This window comes from Pseudosulfitobacter pseudonitzschiae, assembly GCF_002222635.1.
Taxonomy (GTDB): Bacteria; Pseudomonadota; Alphaproteobacteria; order Rhodobacterales; family Rhodobacteraceae; genus Pseudosulfitobacter; species Pseudosulfitobacter pseudonitzschiae_A.
Map to the genome: position 1 here is coordinate 1,619,377 of NZ_CP022415.1, position 22,747 is coordinate 1,642,123.

Below are 22,747 nucleotides of genomic sequence, written 5' to 3' on the forward strand. Positions count from 1 at the left end.
TCAATGGCCATCCCATACCACACCCCGCTTAGCGCCCCGCAGCAAGCCAGCCTTGGGATCACCCAAACCGCACCTCTGGCGATTGCCGACCGCGTACACCACGACGATCTGGACACGCTGAACCACGTCAACAACACCCGCTATTTCGTCTGGTTCGAGCGGCTGCGCATCCGGCATATGCAAATGTATGGCATCGGCAGGTTGAATGACCCCGACAGCCCGCGCATCGTCATCCGCTCGGGCGAGATCCGCTTTGTCGAAGAAATCCGCGCGGGCACCGATTATGTCATCACCACCACGTGCAGCGCGCTGCGCACCACGTCGATGACACTGGATCAGGTGATCTGGGCAGAGGGCCGCAAACGCGCCACCTTCAATTGTGTGATGGTGTTGCTGACGCAAGACGGCGCAAAACGCATGCCGATCCCGCAGGACATCCGCCAGCGTTTGATTGCAGACGGAGCCGCGGAAAGCTGAACCGCGCCTGCGGTTTTGCGACAAAGGGCAGCGGTTGCGGGCGTCAGTCCCGATACCGGTGAATGAAATCAACCAGCCCGCGCGTCGATCCGTCCTTGTCCTGCGCACTGACCGTTCCCTCGACAACCGGCTGCAAGGCGGTGGCCAGTTCCTTGCCCAACTCGACCCCCCACTGATCGTAAGAGTTGATGCCCAAGATCACGCCCTCGACAAACACACGGTGCTCATACAGCGCCACGATCATGCCCAACGTCTCGGGGTCGAGTAACGGATAGACCAGCGTCACCGAAGGCCGGTTGCCCGGAAATACGCGGTGCGCCGCCTGCCGCTCCAGCTCGGCGCCCTCGAATTTATGTGCAACCGATGCGCGCGCAGCGTCCAGCGACCGACCGGTCATCAGCGCCTCGGATTGCGCCAGACAGTTGGCCACCAGCAGATCGTGGTGGTGCTTCAACTCGGACTCGTGGCCCTGGGCTGCAATCATGAACTCGCAAGGGATCACATCGGTGCCCTGATGGATCAGCTGATAGAACGCATGTTGCCCGTTGGTGCCGGCCGCACCCCAGACCACGGGGCCTGTCTCGACCGGAACGGGCTTGCCGTCCATCGTAACCGACTTACCGTTGCTTTCCATTTCCAGTTGCTGGAAATAGGCAGGCAGCAGCGCCAGCCGTTGATCATAGGGCAGCACCGCGCGGGTGGCGTGGCCCAGAACCTGCCGGTGCCACATGCCCACCAGAGCGTGCACCAGCGGCATGTTTTCCACGCCCTCAGCGGCGCAGAAATGCCGGTCCATCGCCTGCCCGCCGCGCAGAAAGGCGTCAAAGGCCGCCGGACCCACGGCGATCATCACCCCCAGACCGATCGGCCCCCACATCGAATAGCGTCCACCGACCCAATCCTCGAATCCAAACACACGTTCAGGCGGAATCCCGAATTCGGCAGTTTTCTCCAGATTGGTGGACAGCGCCGCGAATTGCGCCGACGGATCACCACCGTGGTCCTTCATCCAGGCCCGCGCGGTGCGGGCGTTGGTCATGGTTTCGATGGTGGTAAAAGTCTTGGAGGCGACAATCACCAGCGTCGACCTGGCATCCAGCCCGCGCAGCGTGTCGGCGATGTGCGCGCCATCCACGTTGGATACGAAATGAACCCGAGGCCCGTCATGATAGGGCGCCAGCGCCTTGACAGCCATCGCAGGCCCAAGGTCCGAACCGCCGATACCTATGTTGATGACGTCCGTCACATCCGATCCGCGCACAGCATCAGCATAGGCACGCATCCGCGCCAACGTGTCCAGAATTCCGGGCATCACGTCATTGCCGTCCACCTCGACCGCGCCGCCATCCAGATTGCGCAGGGCAGTGTGCAGCACCGCGCGGCCTTCGGTGTCATTGATGGGGGCGCCCGCAAACATCGCGTCGCGTTTCGCCTTCCAGGTCGATGCCTCTGCCAGTGCCAGCAGTTGATCGCGAGTCTCGGCGTCAATATTGGTTTTGGAGTAGTCCAGCCGCATGTCACCCGTTTGTACACTGAACGTATCGGCGCGGTCGGGGTCAGTCTGAAACAGCTCCAGCATATGGCGATCAGCCACGGCTGCGGCTTTGGTTTTCAGGTCAGTCCACATGGCTCACTCCGCCCAGTATACAGTCAGGTCGTCCAGAACCGCCGCAATCGGCGCCTCTTGGGGTGACAGGCTGGCGGCACGTTCCAGTGCCGCGCGCTTTTCCGCGCCAAAGATCACCAGATGCTTTGACATGGCTTTGTCCAGCACTTGCGCCGACAGGCTGATGCGCGGCTCTTGGCCTTCGGCGTGGATCGGCAAGGCCACAGGGGCATCTGCAGCCAGCGCCGCCTCCAGCCCGTCAGCCCCCGGAAACAGCGATGCGGTGTGCATATCGGCCCCCATGCCCAACAGCAGAACCGATACCGGCAGATACGGGGTCAGCCCCTCGGTCGCGGTTGCAGCGCCAGCGTCAACATCCATGCCCTCGCGATAAAGCGGCTTGAACGTGGCTGCCGCCGCGCGGTTCACCAGCAGCCGCCGTCGCAACAAGGCCCCGTTCGAGCGGTCCGATGTTTCGTCAACCCAACGTTCGTCGGTCAGGGTCACGTCGACGCGGTCCCAGTCCAGCCGTGCCGCGGACAGCACGTCAAAGATCGGACCCGGAGAAGTGCCGCCCGGCACCACCAGCGTGGCGCGCTCGTGGGTAAACAGGATGTTTTCCAAAGCCCCCGCCATTGTATTGGCAACGTCGATGGCCAGCATGTCACGGTCTAGATATTCTTCGAACTTCATGGTTTTACCTCGCGCCAGACACGGGTGTCGCGGGCCAGCATCTGCACCGCGTCGCCGGGGCCTGAACTGCCGCTTTCATAGGGCTTGGGCACGTCACCGCGCGCCTCCCAGCCTGCGATGATCGGGTCGGTCCAGGCCCAGGCGGCCTCGACCTCGTCGCCGCGCATGAACAGCGTCTGGTTGCCACGGATCACATCCATAATCAGCCGCTCATAGGCGTCGGGCGGATCCTCGGCGTCCTCGCCAAGCGCCTCGGCAAAGGTCATGTCCAAAGGCACATCGACCAGTCGCATTCCCCCCGGTCCGGGTTCCTTGATGGTCACGTTCAGGGTGATACCTTCGTTCGGTTGCAGGCGGATCGACAGAGTGTTGCGGTGGTCCTGCTTCTCGCCAAAGATCGAATGGTTCAACTCTTTGAACACAACCGAAATCTCGCTCGACCGGGTCACAAGCCGCTTGCCGGTGCGCAGGTAAAACGGCGTGCCGGCCCAACGCCAGTTGGAAATGCCTACCTTCATCGCCACATAGCTTTCAGTGCGCGAGCGCGGGTCTTCCACCGCCTCGCGGTAGCCTGGACCATCGCCGCTGGCGTCATATTGACCGCGCACAACATGATGCGGGGCCACCGGATCAAGCGCGCGGATCACTTTCAGTTTTTCATCCCGCACCGCGTCAGGGTCGAATTTGCTGGGAGGCTCCATCGCAATCAGGCACAGCAACTGCATCAGGTGGTTTTGCACCATATCGCGCATCGCACCCGAGCGGTCATAATAATCGCCCCTGCCCCCGACCCCCACGGTTTCGGCCACGGTGATCTGGATGTGATCAACGTATTGCGAATTCCACAGCGGCTCGAACAGCATGTTGCCAAAGCGCACGGCCATCAGGTTCTGCACCGTCTCTTTGCCCAGATAATGGTCAATCCGGTAAATCTGGCTTTCGTCAAAGTGTTCGGCCAGCGACGCGTTCAGCGCCTTGGCGGTGACCAAATCGCGACCAAAGGGTTTTTCAACCACAATCCGCGTCTGATCGTTGGTCAGTTCCCATTTGTGCAGCCGTGACGCCAGATCGCCAAACAGACTGGGCGCAACCGAGAAATAATAGGCCCGCACCACGTCGCGCCCATCCATCAGCTTGACCATCTCGGGCCAGCCGTCATCGCCCATTGCGTCAACCGTCACATATTCCAGCCGCGCCTGAAACGCTTCAAGCGTGCCGTCGTCACAGGATTTGCCACCGCCAAATTCCCGAATCGCATCGGCAACAAAGCTGCGGTATTCGTCCGCAGACATCTCGGCACGCGCGGCACCGATCACCCGCGCATCCTCGGGCATTTGCCCTGCACAGAACCGCCGGAACAGGCCCGGCAGGATCTTGCGACGGGCCAGATCACCTGTGCCCCCGAAAATGACCAGATCAAAAGTATCGACCGGAATGACGCGCGAAACCATGCTGTAAGCCCTTGTTTCTCTCTGTGTTAGCGCAAACATGACGCAATTTGCGCCCAATCACAATAGTGTCAGGGCAAGTGCTGCGGCTGTTCTTGTCTTTGCGGGTACCCTACCACAAATGAAACACAGGCAAAGACCGGAGGACTCGCCAAGATGAAAGACATCGTAGATGCACAGCAAGGCGGCAATGCGGGTAAATTTCAGAACCCCGCGCGCACGGCCAAGGGCGAAGAGCGTGCAACCGTCGCCCTGTCGCACCCCGAAACGCTGTGGTTCAACACCGGCACCCTGTGCAACATCGAATGTGCGAACTGCTATATCGAAAGCAGCCCCACCAATGACGCGCTGGTCTACATCACTGCCGGTGAAGTGCGCGACTATCTCGACCAATTGTCCGACCGCGCTTGGCCAGTGACAGAAATCGGCTTTACCGGCGGCGAACCGTTCATGAACCCCGCGATGATCGACATCACGCAGGCCGCGCTGGAACGCGGTTACAATGTGCTGATCCTGACCAATGCGATGCGCCCGATGATGCGCAAAAAGATGCAGGACGGGCTGGTACGGCTGAACGCCGATTACCCCGACAAGCTGACTTTGCGGGTTTCGGTCGATCACCACCGCGCCGATCTGCACGATGCAGAACGGGGCAAAGGCAGCTTTGACAAGACGCTAAAGGGCATGGAATGGCTGCGCGACCACGGGTTCCGCATGGCGGTTGCGGGCCGGTCGATTTTCGAAGAAGACGAAGCGACATCGCGCGCAGGTTATGCCGGATTCTTCGCGCATTATGGCTTTAATATCGACGCGTACAACCCTGCGATGACTGTACTTTTCCCTGAAATGGACGAAACAGTCGAAGTGCCCGAAATCACAACTGCGTGCTGGGGTATTCTGAACAAATCCCCCGACGCGGTCATGTGCGCCTCGTCGCGCATGGTGGTCAAACGCAAGGGCGCCGAACGCCCTGCGGTACTGGCCTGCACCCTGTTGCCATATGCCCCCGAATTCGAACTGGGCAGCACGTTACAACAGGCCGAAGTCCCCGTGGCGCTGAACCACCCCCATTGCGCCAAATTCTGCGTTCTGGGCGGGGCCAGCTGCTCGGGCTAGGCCCGCGCGCTAGTGAATGCGGAATTCACCCACCTGATTGCGCCATTCCCCCGGCGCAATCAGCTTTCGGTGGATAAAACGCACAGAATGTAACGGCCCCTCGATTTCGCGCTGCCAGAATTCGACAAATTCGAACAATCGCGGATGGTCGGGCGCTGTGTCGTAATCCTGCCATGTATAGCTGTTCAGCACATGGACATAGTCGGGCATGTGATAGAAAAATTCGGCCGTGGTCAGGCCATAGCCCTTCAACATCATTTCTGTTTCCGAGACCTGCATTTGCGCACCTTTCATGCTGCTTTTCTTTTATCCTGCCACAGTCAGATTACTTTTCAATAAAAACAATGTGTTGGCAATCTACTCGCTGTGCTGCCAACGCTGCGGGACCGGCTGCCATTGCACCTTATATGCTGCATCTGATAGGGTTTCTCACAACATATAGACACTCAGAAAAAGACGGGCAGCCACGTGAACGACACGCCAGAAACACCTGAGAACAATGATGAAATGCCGCCAGAGCGGCCCACCTATTCCGGGCCCACGGTCACCATCGAACACGAGATGCGCACATCCTATCTGGATTATGCCATGTCGGTTATCGTTAGCCGCGCGATCCCCGATCTGCGCGACGGGCTGAAACCGGTACACCGGCGCATCCTGTTTGCGATGCACGAAACCGGCAACACCCACGACAAATCCTATCGCAAATCCGCGCGTCCCGTGGGCGATGTGATGGGCCAGTACCACCCGCATGGCGATTCCGCGATCTATGACGCGCTGGTACGGATGGCGCAGGATTTTTCGATGTCGCTGCCGCTGCTGGACGGTCAGGGCAACTTTGGCTCGATGGACGGCGATAACGCCGCCGCGATGCGCTATACCGAAGTGCGCATGGACAAGCCTGCGGCCTATCTGCTGGCGGATATCGACAAGGATACCGTCGATTATCAGGACAACTATGACGGCAAGCAAAAAGAACCGACGGTTCTGCCTGCGCGTTTCCCCAACATGCTGGTCAACGGCGCGGGCGGCATTGCCGTCGGCATGGCGACCAACATCCCGCCGCACAATCTGGGTGAAGTCGTCGATGCCACACTGGCACTGATCAAAGACCCCGACCTGACGTCGGAACAACTGATCGACTATGTCCCCGGCCCCGACTTTCCCACCGGCGGCACGATGCTGGGCCGGTCCGGCGCACGCAAGGCATACCTTGAGGGGCGCGGCAGCGTCGTGATCCGCGCCAAGACCCGCGTCGAAGAGATCCGCAAAGACCGCTTTGCCATCGTCATCGACGAGATCCCCTATCAGGTGAACAAGGCGACGATGATCGAACGCATCGCCGAGGCCGCTCGCGAAAAGCGGATCGAAGGCATTGCGCATGTTCAGGACGAATCCGACCGCAACGGTGTGCGTGTCGTGGTCGAACTGAAACGCGACGCCACCGCCGAGGTGGTGCTGAACCAGTTGTTCCGCTTTACCCCCATGCAGGTCTATTTCGGCTGCAACATGCTGGCCCTGAACGGGGGTCGCCCCGAGCAGTTGACCCTGCGCCGGTTCCTGACCTGCTTTATCGATTTCCGCGAAGATGTCGTTGCCCGCCGCACCGCGTATCTGCTGCGCAAAGCCCGCGAACGCAGCCATATCCTGTGCGGTCTGGCCGTGGCCGTTACCAACATCGACGAAATCGTGGCCACCATCCGGTCGTCCGCCGATGCCGCCGAAGCGCGTGAAAAGCTGATGACGCGCCGCTGGCCTGCGGCGTCGATCCTTGATTACATCGCGCTGATCGACGATCCGACCCACACCGCCAACGATGATGGCACATATAACCTGTCCGAAACTCAGGCCCGCGCCATTCTGGAACTGCGCCTTCAGCGCCTGACCCAGATCGGCGTCAAGGAAGTGACGGACGAACTGGAAGAGCTGGCAGGCAAGATCAAGGAATACCTTGAAATCCTTGGCAGCCGCGACCGCATCATGGGCATCATCGCGGACGAACTGCGCGAGGTGCGCGAATTGTTCGCCGTGCCGCGCCGCACCGAGATTGTCGACTGGTCCGGTGATATGGACGACGAAGACCTGATCGAGCGCGAAGACATGGTCGTAACGGTCACTTCGGGCGGCTATATCAAACGCACGCCGCTGGCCGATTTCCGCAGCCAGAAACGCGGCGGCAAGGGCGTGTCGGGGATGCAGACCAAGGAAGAGGACGTGATTACCACGCTCTTCGTGGCCAACACCCACACGCAATTGCTGTTCTTCACCACAGACGGCATGTCCTACAAGCTCAAGACATGGCGCCTGCCCCAGGGCAGCCGCACGTCCAAGGGCAAGGCGATCGTCAACATCCTGCCGATCCCTGTCGGCGTTTCGATTGCGGCGATCATGCCCGTCGACCGCGACGAAAAAGAATGGGACGATTTGCAGGTGGTCTTTGCCACATCGGCAGGCACCGTGCGCCGCAACAAACTGTCGGATTTCACCAACGTCATGCGCAACGGCAAGATCGCGATGAAGTTCGAGGGCGAACACGAAGGCACCACGTTGATCAACGCACGAATTGCGTCGAACGACGACGATGTGATGCTGATCACCAACTCGGGCCGCGCGATCCGCTTTCCTGCGACGGACGTACGAGTGTTCAACTCGCGCGCCTCGGTCGGTGTGCGCGGGATCAGACTGGGGGCGAACGACACGGTCGTGTCCATGTCGATCATCCGCCACTTTGATGCCACGTCGGAAGAACGCACCGCCTATCTGAAAATGCGCCGCGCAATGGCCGGTCTTGTTGATGAGGAAACCGACGAGGAAGACGCCCCCGCCGATCCGAATTTCTCGAACGAGCGTTATGTTGAGATGTCAGCAGCAGAAAACCTGATCCTGACCATCACGGCGCAAGGCGCGGGCAAACTAAGCTCGAGCCACGATTACCCTGTGCGCGGGCGTGGCGGCTTGGGCGTGACCGCGATGGACAAAGCCATGCGCGGCGGCCAGATCGTGGCATCGTTCCCTGTCGAAATGGACGACCAGATCATGCTGGCTACGTCCAAGGGCCAGTCGATCCGCGTGCCGGTCGACGGTATCAGCTTCCGGTCACGCAGCGCAGGCGGCGTGCGGGTGTTCAACACCGGCAAAAACGAAGAAGTCGTCAGCGTTGCATGGATCGCCGATCAGGGCGATGCAGCGGACATCATTGATGACGCCTCGGCACCAGACGATGCGCCAGACGCTCAATAAGCATCTGGATTAAGACTTAATAATCGCGGCGGCCTAGTAATAGGGCCGCCGCGGTTTTCGTTTCCGGCGGCTGCGGCAGAACGCGCAGCGCTTTGGTGGCCGGCCTTTGGTGTCTGCTTAACCAGCTGGCAATCGGTTTGGTTCATTCTGTCCGCAAATTGACCAAGGGAACCGGAATGAACCTTTATCACTGCCTGATCGACCTGAAACATGACGCCAAGGCGCTGACCTTTGCCAAGGCACTGGATGACTGGATGGTGCACCTGCAAAACGCCGGTGCGATTCAGGGCTGGCGATTGTTGCGGCGCAAACTGAACCTTGCATCGGGCGGGCACCGCGATTTCATGCTCGAAATCGAAGTCCGTGATTTGCAGCAACTGGATCAGGCCTTTCGCCTGTCCGGCCAGCAAGACGAGGATGTCGCAGCACTGCATCGCGCGGTACATGACCATGTCGCGCTGGCCGATTTCGGCCTGTACCGCCCCTTCCCCGACCCCGAAAGGTCAGAGAGGATGGCATTGATCTAGGACGGCAAGCCCTCAGAGCTTGTAGATGCCTTTGAACTTGGCTGTGAGATAGTCCAGCAAGGGGGCCTCGGTCGGCTCCATGCCGCTGGCCATCGTGATGGTCACGCGCGGCTCGTAAAGGCCGCCGTTCACCTGAACATTGTCGCGCAGCCAGTCGGTGGCGGGTACGGTGTTGCCTTGGGCCAGATGGTCGTCCAGATCGGGTACTGCCGTGCGCAACGCCTGATTCAGACACCCCGCATAAACATTGCCCAGCGAATAGGTGGGAAAATAACCGAACAGCCCCACCGACCAATGCACATCCTGCAACACGCCATTGCTGGCCTTGTCGACCGCATAGCCAAAGTCGGCCTTGAAGCGGTCGTTCCAAGCAGCCTCAAGGTCTGCAACCGCCAGATTGCCCGACATCAGCGCCCGTTCCAGATCAAACCGCAGCATGACATGCAGGTTATACTGCACCTCGTCCGCTTCGGTGCGGATATAGCCATTGTTGACACTGTTGACGCAGCCGTAAAACGCATCCTCGTCCGCGATGCCAAAATCCCCAAAGGCGTCCTTCATCTGGCCGAACAGCCAACCTGTAAAGGCGCGACTGCGCCCGATCTGGTTCTCGTAGATACGGCTTTGGCTTTCGTGCACGCCCATCGATGCACCGCTGCCCAGCGGTGTCAGCAAATAGGCCTGGTCGATGTTCTGTTCATAGGCCGCGTGGCCGACCTCGTGGATGGTCGAATAAAAGCAGTTGAACGGATCTGTGGGCGTGGTGCGTGTGGTAATGCGCACATCGTTGCCGCTGCCCGAGCTAAACGGATGCACCGCCTTGTCCACGCGGCCGCGCTGCATGTCATATCCAAAGGTGCGCGCCAGATGGCGGCTCAGCTTCATTTGCGCGCCTTCGTCATAGGTGCCGCTTAGCGCCACGGGCTTTTCCGCGTCCAGCACAGCGGCGCGCAGATCGGTCAGCGCCGGACGCATGGCCGAAAAGATCGCCTCGATCTCGGCGCCGGTGGTGCCTGGTTCATAGTCTTGCAGCATCGCGTCATAAAGATCGCCGCCTGCGGCCAGTGCCGCGCCCTCCTCACGCTTGAGGGCCACGACCTCTTCCAGCACCGGAGCGAAGGCAGCAAAATCGTTTTCGGCCCGTGCTTCGGCCCATTTGCCCTGCGCCACGGATGTCAGCCGCGCCAGTTTCGTGGCCAATGCAGCGGGTACTTTGGTGGCGCGGGCATGGCTGCGGCGGATGTGGCGCATCTGTGCTTGCCCCACCGCGTCCAGCGCGCTGTCGTCGATACCAGCCAGCCATTCCCCCATTTGCGGAGCAGTGCGGCGTGCGTGCAAAACAGCCTCCATCGCGGCCATTTCCTCACCCCGTTGGTCGGCGGCGCCGCGTGGCATCATGGTTTCCTGATCCCAGCCCAGACGTCCCGCCACTTGGGCCAAAGCCTGTGTGTCACGGTCGAATGCCATCAGCGCGTCATAGAGGGTCATGTAAATCAGCCTTCACGGATTGAGGATTGGATAGGGTAAGCAGTGAGGAATCGCGCCCGCAGGATCAAGACCCACAGGATCACGGCAAGCCCTTGGTGCAGGATCGCCACTTGCCACGGCGCGCCATACAATACGGTGATGATGCCAAGGGCGATCTGCAACGCAAGGGCTGCAAAAACCGCGTTGAACGCAAACCGTGTGCGCCGGTGCGCGCTGCGCCGACCGCGCAGCCATACAACCACGCCAAACGCAGCCAGAAGATACCCCGCAATGCGGTGGATGAACTGCACCAGCCCGGGGCTTTCAAAGATGTTGCGCCACATGGGTTCGACCGGAAACGCGTTGGGCGGAAACCATTGCCCCCCCATCATCGGCCAATCGGTATAACTGCGGCCCGCGTCAATGCCCGCCACCAGCGCGCCGATCAGGATTTGCAGAAACGCAAAGTGCAGCAGGCCGGTGGACAGACCGAACAGCTTGGCCTCCTTGCTGCGGCGTGCCTGCATCAGATCGCGCTCGGTGCGGCCCAACAGCAATATGTACCACGTCAGGAAACCCAGAATGATAAACGCCAGCCCCAGATGGGTGGCAAGCCGGTAGCTGGCGACGCTGGTTGCTCCTTCGCCTTGGGTCACACCGCTGGCGACCATCCACCAGCCGATCGCGCCTTGGGCACCGCCCAGCAGACCCACCAGCCACAGCCGTTTACCCCACCCCACGGGCACCTGACGGCGCACCGCGAAATAGCCAAAGCCCACCGCCCAAACCAGCCCGATCACACGGCCAAGCTGACGATGGCCCCACTCCCACCAATAGATCGCTTTGAAATCCGACAGGTCCATCCACTGGTTCATGATGCGGAACTGGTCAATCGCCTGATATTTGGCAAATTCCTCTTCCCAATGCGCCTGCGTCAGAGGCGGCATTGCACCGGTAAACGGTTTCCATTCGGTGATCGACAATCCGCTATCGGTCAGCCGTGTCAGCCCGCCGACAGCGATCATAATGAACACCAGCGCGAACAGGATCATCAGCCAGATGCGAATGCCCCGTCGTGCGCCACCACGTCCACGGTCGATCACGCCTTTGGCCGGTGTGTTTTGCGCCGCAACCTCGGGGCTTGCGACCTCTTCGAAAATGCTACGTTTGCCGCTCATTGTCTGGTCCTCGTCTTTGGGCGCAACCTAGGGCCGCGCTGCATGATGGTCCAGAACCTTCATCCCCGCTTTTGCGCCCATCGGACCATCTGCCGCATCACCCCGTGCAACATCTGCACATCGGCGCGGGTCAGGGGCATACGGCTCCACATATTGCGCAGGTTGGTGCGCATGCTGGCGGATTTATGTTCGGGAAAGAAAAAGCCGGCCTCGTCCAGCGCATCTTCGTAATGCACAGCCAGATGTTCAACTTCGACGCCCTGCGCCCAGTCGGTGCCCGCCATCTCGTCACTGCGCGGCACGACCTCGCCGCTGGCGCGCATCCATTCATAGCCCACCAACAACACGCATTGCGCCAGATTAAGCGAGGCAAACCTGGGATTCACCGGCACCGAGATGATCGCATTGGCGCGCGCGATGTCCTCATTCTCCAACCCGGCCCGTTCGGGGCCGAACATCACCGCAACCTTCTGGCCCGTCGCAATGCGCAGCGCGGCGTCGCGCATTGCCTCTTCGGGTGACAGCACCGGTTTGGTCAGATCCCGCGCCCGCGCCGTGGTCGCATAAACATAGGTACAGTCCTGCAAGGCATCGGGCAGATCGGGCGACACCTGTGCATCGTCCAGCAACCGCCCCGCCCCTGAGGCCAGCGCCACAGCGGCCGGATTGGGCCAACCGTCGCGCGGTGCGACAATGCGCATCCGGTCCAGCCCAAAGTTCCACATCGCCCGCGCGGCGGACCCGATGTTTTCGCCCATCTGCGGGCGCACCAGCACAAAAAAAGGAATATCGCTCATTCCGCCCCCATACAGCGCCCTGCGCGGGTGGAAAAGCCCCCCAGCGCACGCAGGCTGTTGTTTCCTTTCGCCGCGCGATCCGCTATCTGCGCTGCCAGTGACGACAAAGGACCAAAAATCATGGCCGAGACCGAGCAGCCGCAACTTTACCTCATCAGCCCTCCCGAACTGGAACTGTCGCAGTTTCCCGACGTGTTGGCACGGGTGATGGACGCCCATCCCGTCGCCTGTGTGCGTCTGGCGTTGGACACAAAAGACGAAGACCGCCTGTCGCGTGCCGCCGATGCGCTGCGCGAAGTGACCCATGCGCGCGATGTGGCGCTGGTGATCAACGATTTTGTACCGCTGGCCGAACGGCTGGGTCTGGACGGCGTGCATTTGGGGGCTGGCGGTTCTGTACGCGATGCCCGCAAGGCGCTGGGTGCGGATGCCATTGTGGGCGCGTTCTGCGGTATTTCACGTCACGATGGCCTGTCCGCTGGTGAAGCGGGCGCGGATTACGTCAGCTTTGGCCCCGTGCGCCCCGATGCGCTGCACGAGTCAGTCTTTGTCGAACAAGAACTGCTTCAGTGGTGGTCAGAAGTGATCGAAGTGCCCGTAATCGCCGAAGGCAATCTTGATCGCGCGCACATCACATCGCTGGCGCCTTTCACCGACTTTTTCGGCATCGGTATGGAAATCTGGGGCGAGGATGACCCCGCCGCAGCTCTGACTGCCCTTCTGGCGGACATTCAATAACGTCCCAGAGGGCAGACTTGCACTACAAACGGCAGCGGGTGTTATAAAAACACCCGCTCGACCACCCACCACGCACCGATCAGCGCGATCATCAGTGACCCCGTGATCGAGACCGCGCGGAACATCACGCCTTGCTCCTGCACAAAAATCTCGTCGCCATCCAGTTCAACAGCGCGCGCCGCCGAGACCGCCAGAAACACAAGGATCGCGGCCAGCGCCACAACGGTCAACTGCCCCAATTCAACGCCCACGTTGAACCCCAGCAGCGCCGGAACGAACTGGTCCGCAGGCAGGCCAAACTCGCCCAGCACCGATGCAAACCCAAGCCCGTGCAACAGCCCGAAGCCGAAGATCACAAAGGGTCGCCACGGCGACAGTTTGCGCCAGAAGATGTTCTCGACCGCCACATAAACGATGCTGGCGGCGATCAACGGTTCGACGATGCTGCCCGGAATGGTAACGATGCCCAAGGCTCCCAGCGCCAGCGTGACAGTGTGCGCAGCGGTAAAGGCGCTGATTTGCAACAGCAATGGCCGCCACGCGGTGCTAAGCAGAAACAGCCCCAGCACGAACAGGATGTGGTCCAGACCCTTTGGCAGGATGTGATCAAAGCCAACTGGAATGTAGCCTGCGAACGTGCCCCAACCCGTCATCGCACCGCCACCCGACAGGGCAATGGCACCGCTATCACTGCCGCTTTCTACATATCCGGTAAAGGGATCATCGACGCCTTGTTGGCGCAAGACCAGCGATCCCTGCCCCTTCGGCCATGAAACGACGACCTCTGATGCACCTTCGGGCAGTTGTCCCACCAGCGTCAGCAACGACTGGCGCGGCTGCGCGGGGTCGGCGGCTTCGGCGACCTCAAAACCTTGCAGAGCCATCGGCACCGCCTGCCCGTCTGCCCGCAGCAGCGGCAGGCTGTTCCATTGCTGGACCAGCCCTGTCATCTGCTCTTCGATCTCTTCGGCAGGACGCGCGCGCAGGGCGTCGTAATCTTCGGCCTCGGCGGCTTCGTCGGTGTCGCTGACCACATCCATGTCGATGCCTGCCAGAAACGCCTCGACGTTGGCGCGCATCTGGACGGTGACAGTGCCGCCCTGATCGCTCAGGTCTGCAATGGTCGGCAAAATCTCGTGCGCGTGTCCGACTGACGCAACCGTCAACAGCCAAAGGGTTGACATTGCAGCCATACGGCGCAGCTTGCTGCCTAACTTAGCAAAAGGTTTGATCATGCGTCTGTCCCATTTTTTGTTTGCCGCCGCTGTCCTGTACAGCCCTTTTGCGGGCGCCAAAGCGGTCTCTGCCCATGAGTCTTGGATCGAACCGCAGCAGTATCAAGTCGAAACTGGCGGTGATCTGACCGCCGACCTGAAAAACGGCGAGGATTTCGCCGGATCGACACTGGCATACTTCAAAAACAACATCGTGCGTTTTGACATGATCATGGGCACCACCAGCGTGCCCGTCGAAGGGCGTTTGGGCAATATTCCGGCACTGGAGACCAAGGCACCCTCGGTCGACGGGCTGCTGCTGCTGCTTTATCAATCAACTGAATCGACGGTGAAATACCGCGAATGGGAAAAATTCCTGTCCTTTGCCGCGCATAAGGATTTCAAAACCGCCGAGGCCGATCACATCGCCGCAGGCTGGCCACAGCAGGATTTCCGCGAGGTTTACGCGCGCTTCATCAAATCGCTGGTCGGTGTGGGCAACGGCGAAGGCACGGACGTGTTCACGGGTCTGGAGACCGAGTTTGTCGCACTGACCAACCCCTATTCCGCGGGTTTTGATGGCGCCATGCAGGTGCAGCTTCTGTACCAGTCGCAGCCGCGTGCCGACGCGCAGATAGAGATTTTTCGCCGCGACCCAACGGGCGAAGTCGAAGTGACCCTGACCCGCACCAACGCCGACGGCGTGGCCAGTATTCCGGTGACACCAGGCAGCGAATATCTGCTGGATGCAGTGGTGTTGCGCCCCTATGCGGGGGACAAGGATGCGGTGTGGGAAACGCTATGGGCAGCGCTGACCTTCAAGGTGCCTGAATAAGGCCCCAAAACCTTGCAGGGCTTGCATCACAGACCGCTTCCGGCCATGAAGCGCGGATGAAAAAGACAGCTGACATCTTGTGTATCGGATCGGTCCTGTGGGACGTGATCGGGCGGTCTGCGTCGGTCATGCGGCAGGGGTCGGACGTGCCGGGGCGGATCACCCGCCTGCCCGGTGGCGTGGCGATGAACATCGCAATGACACTGGCGCGTTTCGGTCTGACGCCTGCGCTGCTGACAGCAATTGGCCGCGATGCCGAGGGCGACGAGCTGTTGGCCGCCTGTGCAGCGCGGGGCATGATCACCGACACAATCTATCGCTCGGACGATCTGCCGACTGACCGCTATATGGCCGTCGAAGGGGCCAACGGCCTGATCGCAGCCATCGCCGATGCCCATTCGCTCGAGGCGGCCGGTGCCAAGATCCTGCGCCCGCTGACCGACGGCACCCTGCCTGCACCCTATGCCGGACTGGTGGCGCTGGACGGCAACCTGACGCTGGACCTGTTGGCCGAAATCGCCACCGGCTCCGCGCTGGCACAGGCCGATCTGCGCGTGGCTCCGGCCTCGCCGGGCAAGGCCGAGCGGCTGACGCCATTTCTGAACAACAACCGCGGCACGCTTTATGTGAACTGCGAAGAGGCGGGGCTGCTGTGCCAGACCAGCTTTGCCACCGCCCCCCAGGCCGCCGCAGCCTTGTTAGAGCGCGGCGCCGCTCGCGTTCTGGTCACCAACGGGGGCGATGATGCCGCCGAAGGGGATGCAGAAGGCGGCGTTATTCACGCCACACCGCCACAGGTTCTGGTCACCCGCGTGACCGGTGCAGGTGACACATTCATGGCCGCCCATATCGCCGCTGAATCCCGTGGCGCAAACCGCCATGCGGCGCTGGCTCAGGCATTGGAAGCGGCCGCCATCTACGTTTCAGGAGACACACCCAATTGACCCATTCTTACGCCCGTTCCGCCGAAGTTGCAGATGCCCAAGCCAGCGGATCGCCCGTTGTGGCACTGGAAAGCACGATCATCACGCACGGCATGCCCTATCCGCAAAACCTTGAAGTGGCACGACAGGTCGAAGATGATGTACGCAAAGCCGGTGCCACGCCTGCCACGATGGCGGTGATTTCGGGCCGTTTGCATGTGGGCCTGTCGGATGCACAGCTGGAAGCTCTGGCGCAGGCCAGGAATGTAGCCAAGCTGAGCCGCGCCGATATGGCCGTGTGCATGGCCCAAAAACGCACAGGGGCCACAACCGTGGCCGCCACAATGATCGCCGCGCGTCTGGCCAATATCGGTGTCTTTGCCACGGGTGGCATCGGCGGCGTGCACATGGGCGCGGACCAAAGCTTTGACGTGTCTGCCGACCTGATGGAACTGGGCCAAACCGCCGTGACCGTCGTGGCCGCAGGCCCCAAAGCGATCCTTGATATTCCCAAGACACTGGAAGTGCTGGAAACCCAGGGGGTGCCGGTCATCGCCTATGGTCAGGACGCCCTGCCCGCCTTTTGGTCGCGCAGCGCAGGCTTTGACGCACCGCTGCGCATGGACACAGCCGCCGAGATTGCAGCCGCCCACAAGATGCGCGCGCGTCTGGCTCTGCCCGGCGGGCAACTGGTGGCCAATCCGATCCCGATATCCGACGAAATCGCGCCCGAGGTGCTGGCCCCGATCATCGCGCAGGCCCAAGCCGAGGCCGACGCCCAAGGGATCAGCGCCAAAGCGGTCACGCCATTCTTGCTGCAACGCATCTTCGAGCTGACCGAAGGCCGCTCGTTGACCGCAAACATTGCACTTGTGCGCAATAATGCATGGCTGGCAGCCGAAATTGCAGTCGAAATGACCACACAGGGCTGAAAGACGTCGATTGAATCGGCCCTTCGGTGTTGAAGGCCGTTGGAAAATTACTATTTTAAGCTGTCTGCCGCTGGATCACAGAATCCACTTTTCCCGGGAACCCGATGAACACACCTTTTGACGAGGAACCACGCCGCAAAGGAAGCCTGTTTGCGCGTTTGCGTGCCTCCTTTCTGACCGGACTTGTGGTGATCGCACCCGTCGGCCTGACGATCTGGCTGATCTGGTCGGTGGTCGGCTGGATTGACGGTATGGTGCTGCCCTTTGTGCCGCGCGCCTATCATCCCGACCGAATGATTCAGGACTTCTTTGGTCTGGCACGGGATTCGCAAATCAACGTGCGCGGCATCGGTGTGATCATCTTTTTGATTTTCACCATCATCATCGGCTGGATGGCCAAGGGGCTGATCGGTCGCTCAATCCTGCGCTTTGGCGAAAGTCTGGTAGAGCGCACCCCCGTGGTGCGGTCCATCTATTCGGGGATCAAACAGATCTCCGAAACCGTCTTTGCCCAGTCCGAGCGCAGCTTTGAAAAGGCCTGCCTGGTCGAATATCCGCGTCGGGGCATCTGGGCCATCGGCTTTGTGTCGACCACTGCCAAAGGTGAAATCACGCGGCGCGCGGGCAATCAGGGCGATCTGATGTCGATCTTTCTGCCAACAACACCGAACCCGACATCGGGATTTTTGTTGTTCTTTCCCGCAGAAGATGTGATCGAACTGGATATGACAGTGGAAGACGCGGCGAAACTGGTGATCTCGGCAGGGCTGGTTTATCCCAACGCCAAGGATCCGACCCTGCCACCAGCAGCGTAAGCGATCAATTGTACATCGCCCGCATGTCGATGCTGGAACGCTGGTTCAGATCGTCAAAGTGCAGCCGCAGAAAATTGCCCGCCGCTGCACGGCCTGCCTCTTTGAGACGTCCCAGAACAAAGCCGTTGGGCACAGTTTTGGTGGCCACTGACAGATCGTTCATCAGCTCATCATCTGCAATCATGTGCATATGCACCCGCGCCATACGCTTTTCAGGCAATGTGCCATCGTCCAGCAAACGCTGGACCAGCGCAATTGCCCGCATTTCGCGCAGAAGCGACGAGTTGAAGCTGATCTCGTTGATCCGGTTCTGGATCTGCTGCGGCGTATAGGGCACGCCGTCGCGTTCCAGCGGGTTGATGTTGATCACCACGATGTCGGGCGGCAGATGCTTTTCGAAAAACGGGAACAGCGCCGGATTGCCGGTATAACCGCCGTCCCAGAACGCCTCTTTCCGGCCTGTCTGGTTGTCGAACAGTTCGACCGCCTGAAACAGCGTCGGCAGACAGGCCGAGGCCATGATCACATCGGCGTTGACCTCTTCCGCCTTGAACACGCGCAGCTTGCCGTTGCGGACGCGGGTGGCGTTGACAAAAAATTCCGGCCCCGTGTCCGCGCAAACCTTGTCGTAGTTGAAAGCCTTTACGATCGAAGTCAGCGGATTGGTGTAAAACGGCCCCAGCGCATAGGGCGACAGGCTGCGGGTGATCGCTTCGCCCATCAGGTAAAGCGGGTTCATCTCCATCGCCTGACTGACGGTGCGCAGACCAAAGGGCGCCATCCAGCTGTCGACCTCGATGCCCTGCAACCCCGCAACCTCGTGCCAGAGCGCATCAAGCGCCGCGCGCGCACCCTCGGCGCCGCCTGTAACCATGCCCGATTTCAGCGCCGCCCCGTTCAGCGTCCCTGCGGATGTGCCCGAAATGGCGGCGATTTCGATACGGTCGTCTTCAAGAAGGCGGTCAAGGGCACCCCAGGTAAAGGCGCCATGCGCACCGCCGCCTTGCAGGGCCAGATTGATACGTTTGCGTTCCATTTGCGGACCTTTGTGCCCGCCGCAGGCTGCGGGAGCCTCCGGCGGGAGTTTACGGGCAAGATGAAGTTACAGCGCCGTCCAGCCACCATCGACGCTGATGGTGGTGCCGGTGATTTGCGTGGCGGCATCCGAACACAAGAACACGGCGGTGCCGCCGACCTGTTCGGTGGTGGCGAATTCCTTGCTGGGTTGGCGCGTTAACATCACGTTCTGGATCACCTCTTCACGGGTCATGTTGTATTCCTTCATCGTGTCGGGGATCTGTTTTTCAACGATGGGGGTCAGCACATAGCCCGGGCAGATGGCGTTGGCGGTGATCGGGTCGGTGGCGGTTTCCAGTGCGACCGTTTTTGTCAGACCGACAATGCCATGTTTCGCCGCCACATAGGCCGATTTGTAGGGCGATGCGGTCAGGCCATGCGCCGAGGCGATGTTGATGATACGGCCCCAGCCGCGTTCGCGCATACCGGTGACAGCGGCGGCCGTGGTGTGAAAGGCCGAGCTGAGGTTGATCGCAATGATGGCATTCCATTTATCGACCGGAAAATCCTGAATCGCGGCGACGTGCTGGATGCCTGCGTTGTTCACCAGAATGTCGCAGCCCCCCGCGGCCACAACCAGACGGCGGCAGTCATCGGCCTTGGACATATCGGCCTGAATATAGCGCACATCGACGCCAAGGCTGCGGGCCAGTTCGGCAGCAAGCGCGTGGTCCTCTTCGGTGTCGGTAAAGCTGTTGAGAACCAGATTGGCCCCCGCCTTGCCCATTTCTTTGGCGATGCCCAGCCCGATACCCGAGTTGGATCCGGTGATGACGGCGGTTTTGCCGGACAGATCAGTCGTAATGGCCATGGGAATGCTCCTTCGCGGTTTGGCGTGCTGCAGCAACTCTGCCATGCTGCAGTTGCAAAAGGAACGGCAAAGCGCAAATCACGGTTCCGTCTGCATAGCGGTATTGATCTACAGACAGGCACCGCGCGGACAGAGGACAGCGGGCCAAAAAAAAACGCCAGCGCGAAGCTGGCGTTAAGTTATTGAGGCAGGTTTCATACAGGCAAGAAACCTATCGAGCAGTAAGTCCTTTATAAGCAATCTGCGGCCTAGGGCCAAGCTAAAAGTTTGAAATCACCTGAAAGCCCAGATACCGCTGGGTCTAACAAAACAAGGGCAGAAGGGAATTGTCGCCAAAATGGGCTCCAATATTTTCCAAACAGGTCTTCGAAATCTAGCCATTGCAGCACTGATTCTCGGGGGCGGTGCCGCAGCATCCGAACCCCGGCATGGCATAGCTATGTATGGCGATCCCGCCCTGCCACCTGATTTTGTGTCGCTCCCTTATGTGAACGCTGACGCACCACGCGGCGGGTCGATCGTTTTGGGCAACACCGGCGGGTTCGATTCCCTCAATCCGTTTGTGCGAAAAGGCACCGCGCCGTGGCAGCTGGCCGTGTTCACGCACGAAAGTTTGATGGGTCGCACACTGGACGAACCCTTCACTTTGTACGGTCTGCTGGCCGAATCGGTAGAGGTTTCAGACGATCGGACCGAGGTACGATTCGTGCTGCGCCCCGAGGCCGCCTTTTCTGACGGCACGCCCGTCACGGTCGAGGATGTCATCTGGAGCTATGAGACACTGGGCACCGAAGGACACCCCAAATACCACGGACTGTGGGACCAGATCACCTCTATCACCCAAGACGGGCCGCGCGCGGTCAAGATGACCTTCGAGGCGGGCAACCGAGAACTGGCCCTGCTGGCCGGTATGCGCCCGATCCTCAGCAAGGCGCAGTGGGATGGCCGTGATTTTGCCAATGCACCGCTGGCGGATGTGCCGCTGGGCAGTGGCCCCTATGTGGTCAGCGCCTACGAAGGCGGACGGTTCGTGCAACTGACCCGCGACCCGGACTATTGGGGTGCGGATGTGCCGGTGCGGCGCGGCACCAACAACTATGACAAAATCCGCATTGATTTTTACGGCGACAGCACCGTGCTGCTGGAAGGGTTCAAAGCGGGCGAAATATCCGCCATCCGCGAGTTCAACGCCGAGCGTTGGACCACGCAATACGATTTCCCGCGCGCGCTAAGCGGCGATGTGGTGCAAACGGAAATCCCCCATGGCAAGCCGTCGGGCATGACCGGCCTTGCGATGAACACCCGCCGCGCGCCTTTTGACGACTGGCGGGTACGGGCGGCGCTGATCTATGCGTTCAACTTCGAATATATCAATGACACGGTGACAGGGGGCGCACAGCCACGCATCACCTCGTATTTCTCGAATTCGGTTCTGGCGATGCAGGACGGCCCTGCGGCGCCTGAAGTGGCTGCCTTGCTGAAACCCTATGCCGCCGATCTGCCGCAGGGCACTCTGGAGGGGTATGCACTGCCCGTCTCGGATGGCAGCGCGCGCAACCGCCGGAACCTGCGCGTCGCGACCAAGCTGCTGCAAGAGGCCGGATTTTCCGCCGAAGGAGGCACCCTGCGCGACTCCGACGGTTCTGCGTTCACCTTTGACATCCTTCTGCCCAAGGGCAGCACCGAAAACATCGCCATCGCCGACATCTATGTGGGCGCGCTGGCGCGGCTTGGCATCACCGCACGGATCGAAACCGTGGACGATGCCCAGTTTCTGGCGCGCACCAACAGTTTCGACTTTGAAATGACCTATTTCCGCCGCGCCCTGTCGCTGTCACCCGGCAACGAGCAGCGCTATTATTGGAGCAGCGAAGCCGCCAGTGCCGAAGGGTCGCGCAACCTGCCGGGCATCGCGAGCCCTGCGGTCGACGCGATGATCGACGCGATGCTGGAGGCCGAGGGGCAAGAGCAGTTCGTATCTGCAACCCGTGCGCTGGACCGTGTGTTGACGGCAGGCAGCTATGTCATTCCGTTCTGGCAGTTCAGCGAAGGGCGCATTGCACACGTCAAACAGATGAAGCACCCCGAAGTGCTGCCGATCTATGGTGACGGGCCAAATTACATGCCCGAGGTCTGGTGGTGGGAAGATTGACGGCATGGCGCGACACCAGCCCGACGCACGGGCGGGCTGCACATCACGTCAGTGACGTCACCCACAAAATCATCGCATCCTCGGGGCTGGTGCTGATGACGTTGTGGCCCATAGTGGCGTCGTAATAGGCGCTATCGCCGCGCCGCATCTCGATAGGTTCGTAGAATTCGGTATAAAGCAGCACCACACCGGTCAGCACATAGAGAAACTCTTCGCCGTCGTGACGCACCCAGCCGTCGAATTCGTCCATGCTGCGGGCGCGCACGCGGGCGCGATAGGGCAACATCTGTTTCTTCACCAGCGTTTCGGCCAGCAATTCGTGTTCATAGGTGGCGGTGGCCTGCTGGTTGCCCTGCCCGTCCTTGGTGACTGACATACGCCCGTTCACCCGCTCGGCCTGTGGCGGGGTGAACAGCTGCGGCACCGAAATCTGCAGGCCCACGGCCAGCTTTTTCAGCGCGTCATATGTGGGTGACATCTGGCCGTTTTCGATCTTGGACAGGGTCGAACGCGCGATACCCGCCTGTCTGGCCGCCTGTTCCAGCGTCCAGTCGCGGGCCTTGCGCAGATCACGCACGCGCGCCCCCAGATCAAGCGGCTGGACGGGCATATCCTCGCCGCTGGTGCGGGCGATTTCGATCAGGGTTCTGGGTGGCTGTCCGGTCATGGATGTTTCTATATGCTGCGGTCCTGCACCTTGC

At 60.6% G+C, this 22,747-nt stretch carries 21 protein-coding genes; 10 read left to right on the top strand and 11 right to left on the bottom strand.

Translation table 11 applies throughout. The features are described from left to right. Positions 1-3: 3 nt before the first annotated feature. Complete coding sequence (locus tag SULPSESMR1_RS07885) at positions 4-477, top strand: acyl-CoA thioesterase (RefSeq protein ID WP_089420317.1); 474 nt, start codon at positions 4-6, stop codon at positions 475-477. 43 nt (positions 478-520) lie between these two features. Here SULPSESMR1_RS07885 and pgi read toward each other — a convergent pair whose 3' ends face one another. From pgi to zwf, 3 genes are read right to left on the bottom strand one after another with little or no spacing between them, the layout of a single operon-like run. Then, positions 521-2,104 carry a glucose-6-phosphate isomerase gene (gene pgi, locus SULPSESMR1_RS07890; RefSeq protein ID WP_089420318.1) on the bottom strand — a complete coding sequence of 528 codons (1,584 nt, stop codon included), beginning with the start codon at positions 2,102-2,104 and terminating at the stop codon, positions 521-523. A 3-nt stretch (positions 2,105-2,107) separates the two neighbouring features. Next, positions 2,108-2,776 carry a 6-phosphogluconolactonase gene (gene pgl / locus SULPSESMR1_RS07895; protein WP_089420319.1) on the bottom strand — a complete coding sequence of 223 codons (669 nt, stop codon included), beginning with the start codon at positions 2,774-2,776 and terminating at the stop codon, positions 2,108-2,110. Continuing rightward, a complete protein-coding gene (gene zwf, locus SULPSESMR1_RS07900) occupies positions 2,773-4,227 on the bottom strand; it encodes a glucose-6-phosphate dehydrogenase (protein ID WP_089420320.1) in 1,455 nt (484 codons plus the stop codon). The genes pgl and zwf overlap by 4 nt, the downstream gene beginning before the upstream one ends. A gap of 153 nt (positions 4,228-4,380) precedes the next feature. Here zwf and SULPSESMR1_RS07905 point away from each other — a divergent pair, with 153 nt between their 5' ends. Then, a complete protein-coding gene (locus SULPSESMR1_RS07905; protein ID WP_089420321.1) occupies positions 4,381-5,340 on the top strand; it encodes a radical SAM protein in 960 nt (319 codons plus the stop codon). Positions 5,341-5,349: 9 nt separating this feature from the next. Here the strand turns inward: SULPSESMR1_RS07905 and SULPSESMR1_RS07910 are convergent, their stop codons facing one another. After that, positions 5,350-5,619: an usg protein gene (locus tag SULPSESMR1_RS07910; protein WP_089420322.1), complete on the bottom strand. Its 270-nt coding sequence runs from the start codon at positions 5,617-5,619 to the stop codon at positions 5,350-5,352. Between the two features lie 228 nt (positions 5,620-5,847). Here SULPSESMR1_RS07910 and gyrA point away from each other — a divergent pair, with 228 nt between their 5' ends. Beyond that, on the top strand, positions 5,848-8,580 hold the full coding sequence (gene gyrA, locus SULPSESMR1_RS07915; protein ID WP_240311332.1) for a DNA gyrase subunit A: 2,733 nt from the start codon (positions 5,848-5,850) through the stop codon (positions 8,578-8,580). Positions 8,581-8,756: 176 nt separating this feature from the next. Then, a complete protein-coding gene (locus SULPSESMR1_RS07920) occupies positions 8,757-9,107 on the top strand; it encodes a DUF6614 family protein (protein ID WP_089422225.1) in 351 nt (116 codons plus the stop codon). Positions 9,108-9,119: 12 nt separating this feature from the next. Here the strand turns inward: SULPSESMR1_RS07920 and SULPSESMR1_RS07925 are convergent, their stop codons facing one another. The 3 genes from SULPSESMR1_RS07925 to SULPSESMR1_RS07935 are packed head-to-tail and all read right to left on the bottom strand — an operon-like array spanning position 9,120 to position 12,549. After that, the gene (locus SULPSESMR1_RS07925; RefSeq protein WP_089420324.1) at positions 9,120-10,595 is read right to left on the bottom strand and encodes a carboxypeptidase M32; all 1,476 of its coding nucleotides are present in this window, start codon (positions 10,593-10,595) and stop codon (positions 9,120-9,122) included. A 5-nt stretch (positions 10,596-10,600) separates the two neighbouring features. After that, entirely contained in the window at positions 10,601-11,752 is a 1,152-nt protein-coding gene (gene ctaA, locus SULPSESMR1_RS07930; protein WP_089420325.1) for a heme A synthase, read from the bottom strand. 59 nt (positions 11,753-11,811) lie between these two features. Next, positions 11,812-12,549 (bottom strand): RNA methyltransferase, encoded by a 738-nt coding sequence (locus SULPSESMR1_RS07935; RefSeq protein ID WP_089420326.1) that lies wholly within the window; start codon positions 12,547-12,549, stop codon positions 11,812-11,814. Between the two features lie 120 nt (positions 12,550-12,669). Here SULPSESMR1_RS07935 and SULPSESMR1_RS07940 point away from each other — a divergent pair, with 120 nt between their 5' ends. Continuing rightward, the gene (locus tag SULPSESMR1_RS07940) at positions 12,670-13,287 is read left to right on the top strand and encodes a thiamine phosphate synthase (RefSeq protein ID WP_089420327.1); all 618 of its coding nucleotides are present in this window, start codon (positions 12,670-12,672) and stop codon (positions 13,285-13,287) included. 41 nt (positions 13,288-13,328) lie between these two features. On the opposite strand, the gene SULPSESMR1_RS07945 is transcribed toward SULPSESMR1_RS07940, so the two are convergent. Further along, positions 13,329-14,522: a HupE/UreJ family protein gene (locus tag SULPSESMR1_RS07945; protein ID WP_089420328.1), complete on the bottom strand. Its 1,194-nt coding sequence runs from the start codon at positions 14,520-14,522 to the stop codon at positions 13,329-13,331. Here SULPSESMR1_RS07945 and SULPSESMR1_RS07950 point away from each other — a divergent pair. The 4 genes from SULPSESMR1_RS07950 (at position 14,521) to SULPSESMR1_RS07965 (ending at position 18,006) form a co-directional block, all read left to right on the top strand. Further along, positions 14,521-15,336, top strand: coding sequence for a DUF4198 domain-containing protein (locus tag SULPSESMR1_RS07950; protein ID WP_089420329.1), 816 nt, complete (start codon positions 14,521-14,523; stop codon positions 15,334-15,336). The two genes, SULPSESMR1_RS07945 and SULPSESMR1_RS07950, sit on opposite strands and share 2 nt — an antisense overlap. Positions 15,337-15,392: 56 nt before the next feature. Further along, entirely contained in the window at positions 15,393-16,280 is an 888-nt protein-coding gene (locus tag SULPSESMR1_RS07955) for a PfkB family carbohydrate kinase (RefSeq protein ID WP_089420330.1), read from the top strand. Beyond that, a complete protein-coding gene (locus tag SULPSESMR1_RS07960) occupies positions 16,277-17,191 on the top strand; it encodes a pseudouridine-5'-phosphate glycosidase (protein ID WP_089420331.1) in 915 nt (304 codons plus the stop codon). Before SULPSESMR1_RS07955 ends, SULPSESMR1_RS07960 begins: the two co-directional genes overlap by 4 nt. A 104-nt stretch (positions 17,192-17,295) precedes the next feature. After that, entirely contained in the window at positions 17,296-18,006 is a 711-nt protein-coding gene (locus SULPSESMR1_RS07965; protein ID WP_089420332.1) for a DUF502 domain-containing protein, read from the top strand. A 4-nt stretch (positions 18,007-18,010) separates the two neighbouring features. Here SULPSESMR1_RS07965 and SULPSESMR1_RS07970 read toward each other — a convergent pair whose 3' ends face one another. Both SULPSESMR1_RS07970 and SULPSESMR1_RS07975 read right to left on the bottom strand, forming a co-directional pair. After that, positions 18,011-19,042: a patatin-like phospholipase family protein gene (locus SULPSESMR1_RS07970; protein ID WP_089420333.1), complete on the bottom strand. Its 1,032-nt coding sequence runs from the start codon at positions 19,040-19,042 to the stop codon at positions 18,011-18,013. A gap of 66 nt (positions 19,043-19,108) precedes the next feature. Continuing rightward, entirely contained in the window at positions 19,109-19,894 is a 786-nt protein-coding gene (locus SULPSESMR1_RS07975) for a 3-hydroxybutyrate dehydrogenase (protein ID WP_089420334.1), read from the bottom strand. A 439-nt stretch (positions 19,895-20,333) separates the two neighbouring features. Between SULPSESMR1_RS07975 and SULPSESMR1_RS07980 the strand changes: the two genes are divergently transcribed. Next, entirely contained in the window at positions 20,334-22,046 is a 1,713-nt protein-coding gene (locus tag SULPSESMR1_RS07980) for an extracellular solute-binding protein (RefSeq protein WP_089420335.1), read from the top strand. 43 nt (positions 22,047-22,089) lie between these two features. On the opposite strand, the gene SULPSESMR1_RS07985 is transcribed toward SULPSESMR1_RS07980, so the two are convergent. Then, positions 22,090-22,713, bottom strand: coding sequence for a helix-turn-helix domain-containing protein (locus SULPSESMR1_RS07985; RefSeq protein ID WP_089420336.1), 624 nt, complete (start codon positions 22,711-22,713; stop codon positions 22,090-22,092). Between the last annotated feature and the right edge of the window lie 34 nt (positions 22,714-22,747).

What these genes read in the sequence shown, in the direction of transcription:
- SULPSESMR1_RS07885 (WP_089420317.1), top strand. Translation starts at nt 4, where the DNA reads ATGGCCATCCCATACCACACCCCGCTTAGCGCCCCGCAGCAAGCCAGC.
- pgi (WP_089420318.1), bottom strand. Translation starts at nt 2,104, where the DNA reads ATGTGGACTGACCTGAAAACCAAAGCCGCAGCCGTGGCTGATCGCCAT.
- pgl (WP_089420319.1), bottom strand. Translation starts at nt 2,776, where the DNA reads ATGAAGTTCGAAGAATATCTAGACCGTGACATGCTGGCCATCGACGTT.
- zwf (WP_089420320.1), bottom strand. Translation starts at nt 4,227, where the DNA reads ATGGTTTCGCGCGTCATTCCGGTCGATACTTTTGATCTGGTCATTTTC.
- SULPSESMR1_RS07905 (WP_089420321.1), top strand. Translation starts at nt 4,381, where the DNA reads ATGAAAGACATCGTAGATGCACAGCAAGGCGGCAATGCGGGTAAATTT.
- SULPSESMR1_RS07910 (WP_089420322.1), bottom strand. Translation starts at nt 5,619, where the DNA reads ATGCAGGTCTCGGAAACAGAAATGATGTTGAAGGGCTATGGCCTGACC.
- gyrA (WP_240311332.1), top strand. Translation starts at nt 5,848, where the DNA reads ATGCCGCCAGAGCGGCCCACCTATTCCGGGCCCACGGTCACCATCGAA.
- SULPSESMR1_RS07920 (WP_089422225.1), top strand. Translation starts at nt 8,757, where the DNA reads ATGAACCTTTATCACTGCCTGATCGACCTGAAACATGACGCCAAGGCG.
- SULPSESMR1_RS07925 (WP_089420324.1), bottom strand. Translation starts at nt 10,595, where the DNA reads ATGACCCTCTATGACGCGCTGATGGCATTCGACCGTGACACACAGGCT.
- ctaA (WP_089420325.1), bottom strand. Translation starts at nt 11,752, where the DNA reads ATGAGCGGCAAACGTAGCATTTTCGAAGAGGTCGCAAGCCCCGAGGTT.
- SULPSESMR1_RS07935 (WP_089420326.1), bottom strand. Translation starts at nt 12,549, where the DNA reads ATGAGCGATATTCCTTTTTTTGTGCTGGTGCGCCCGCAGATGGGCGAA.
- SULPSESMR1_RS07940 (WP_089420327.1), top strand. Translation starts at nt 12,670, where the DNA reads ATGGCCGAGACCGAGCAGCCGCAACTTTACCTCATCAGCCCTCCCGAA.
- SULPSESMR1_RS07950 (WP_089420329.1), top strand. Translation starts at nt 14,521, where the DNA reads ATGCGTCTGTCCCATTTTTTGTTTGCCGCCGCTGTCCTGTACAGCCCT.
- SULPSESMR1_RS07945 (WP_089420328.1), bottom strand. Translation starts at nt 14,522, where the DNA reads ATGATCAAACCTTTTGCTAAGTTAGGCAGCAAGCTGCGCCGTATGGCT.
- SULPSESMR1_RS07955 (WP_089420330.1), top strand. Translation starts at nt 15,393, where the DNA reads ATGAAAAAGACAGCTGACATCTTGTGTATCGGATCGGTCCTGTGGGAC.
- SULPSESMR1_RS07965 (WP_089420332.1), top strand. Translation starts at nt 17,296, where the DNA reads ATGAACACACCTTTTGACGAGGAACCACGCCGCAAAGGAAGCCTGTTT.
- SULPSESMR1_RS07970 (WP_089420333.1), bottom strand. Translation starts at nt 19,042, where the DNA reads ATGGAACGCAAACGTATCAATCTGGCCCTGCAAGGCGGCGGTGCGCAT.
- SULPSESMR1_RS07975 (WP_089420334.1), bottom strand. Translation starts at nt 19,894, where the DNA reads ATGGCCATTACGACTGATCTGTCCGGCAAAACCGCCGTCATCACCGGA.
- SULPSESMR1_RS07980 (WP_089420335.1), top strand. Translation starts at nt 20,334, where the DNA reads ATGTATGGCGATCCCGCCCTGCCACCTGATTTTGTGTCGCTCCCTTAT.
- SULPSESMR1_RS07985 (WP_089420336.1), bottom strand. Translation starts at nt 22,713, where the DNA reads ATGACCGGACAGCCACCCAGAACCCTGATCGAAATCGCCCGCACCAGC.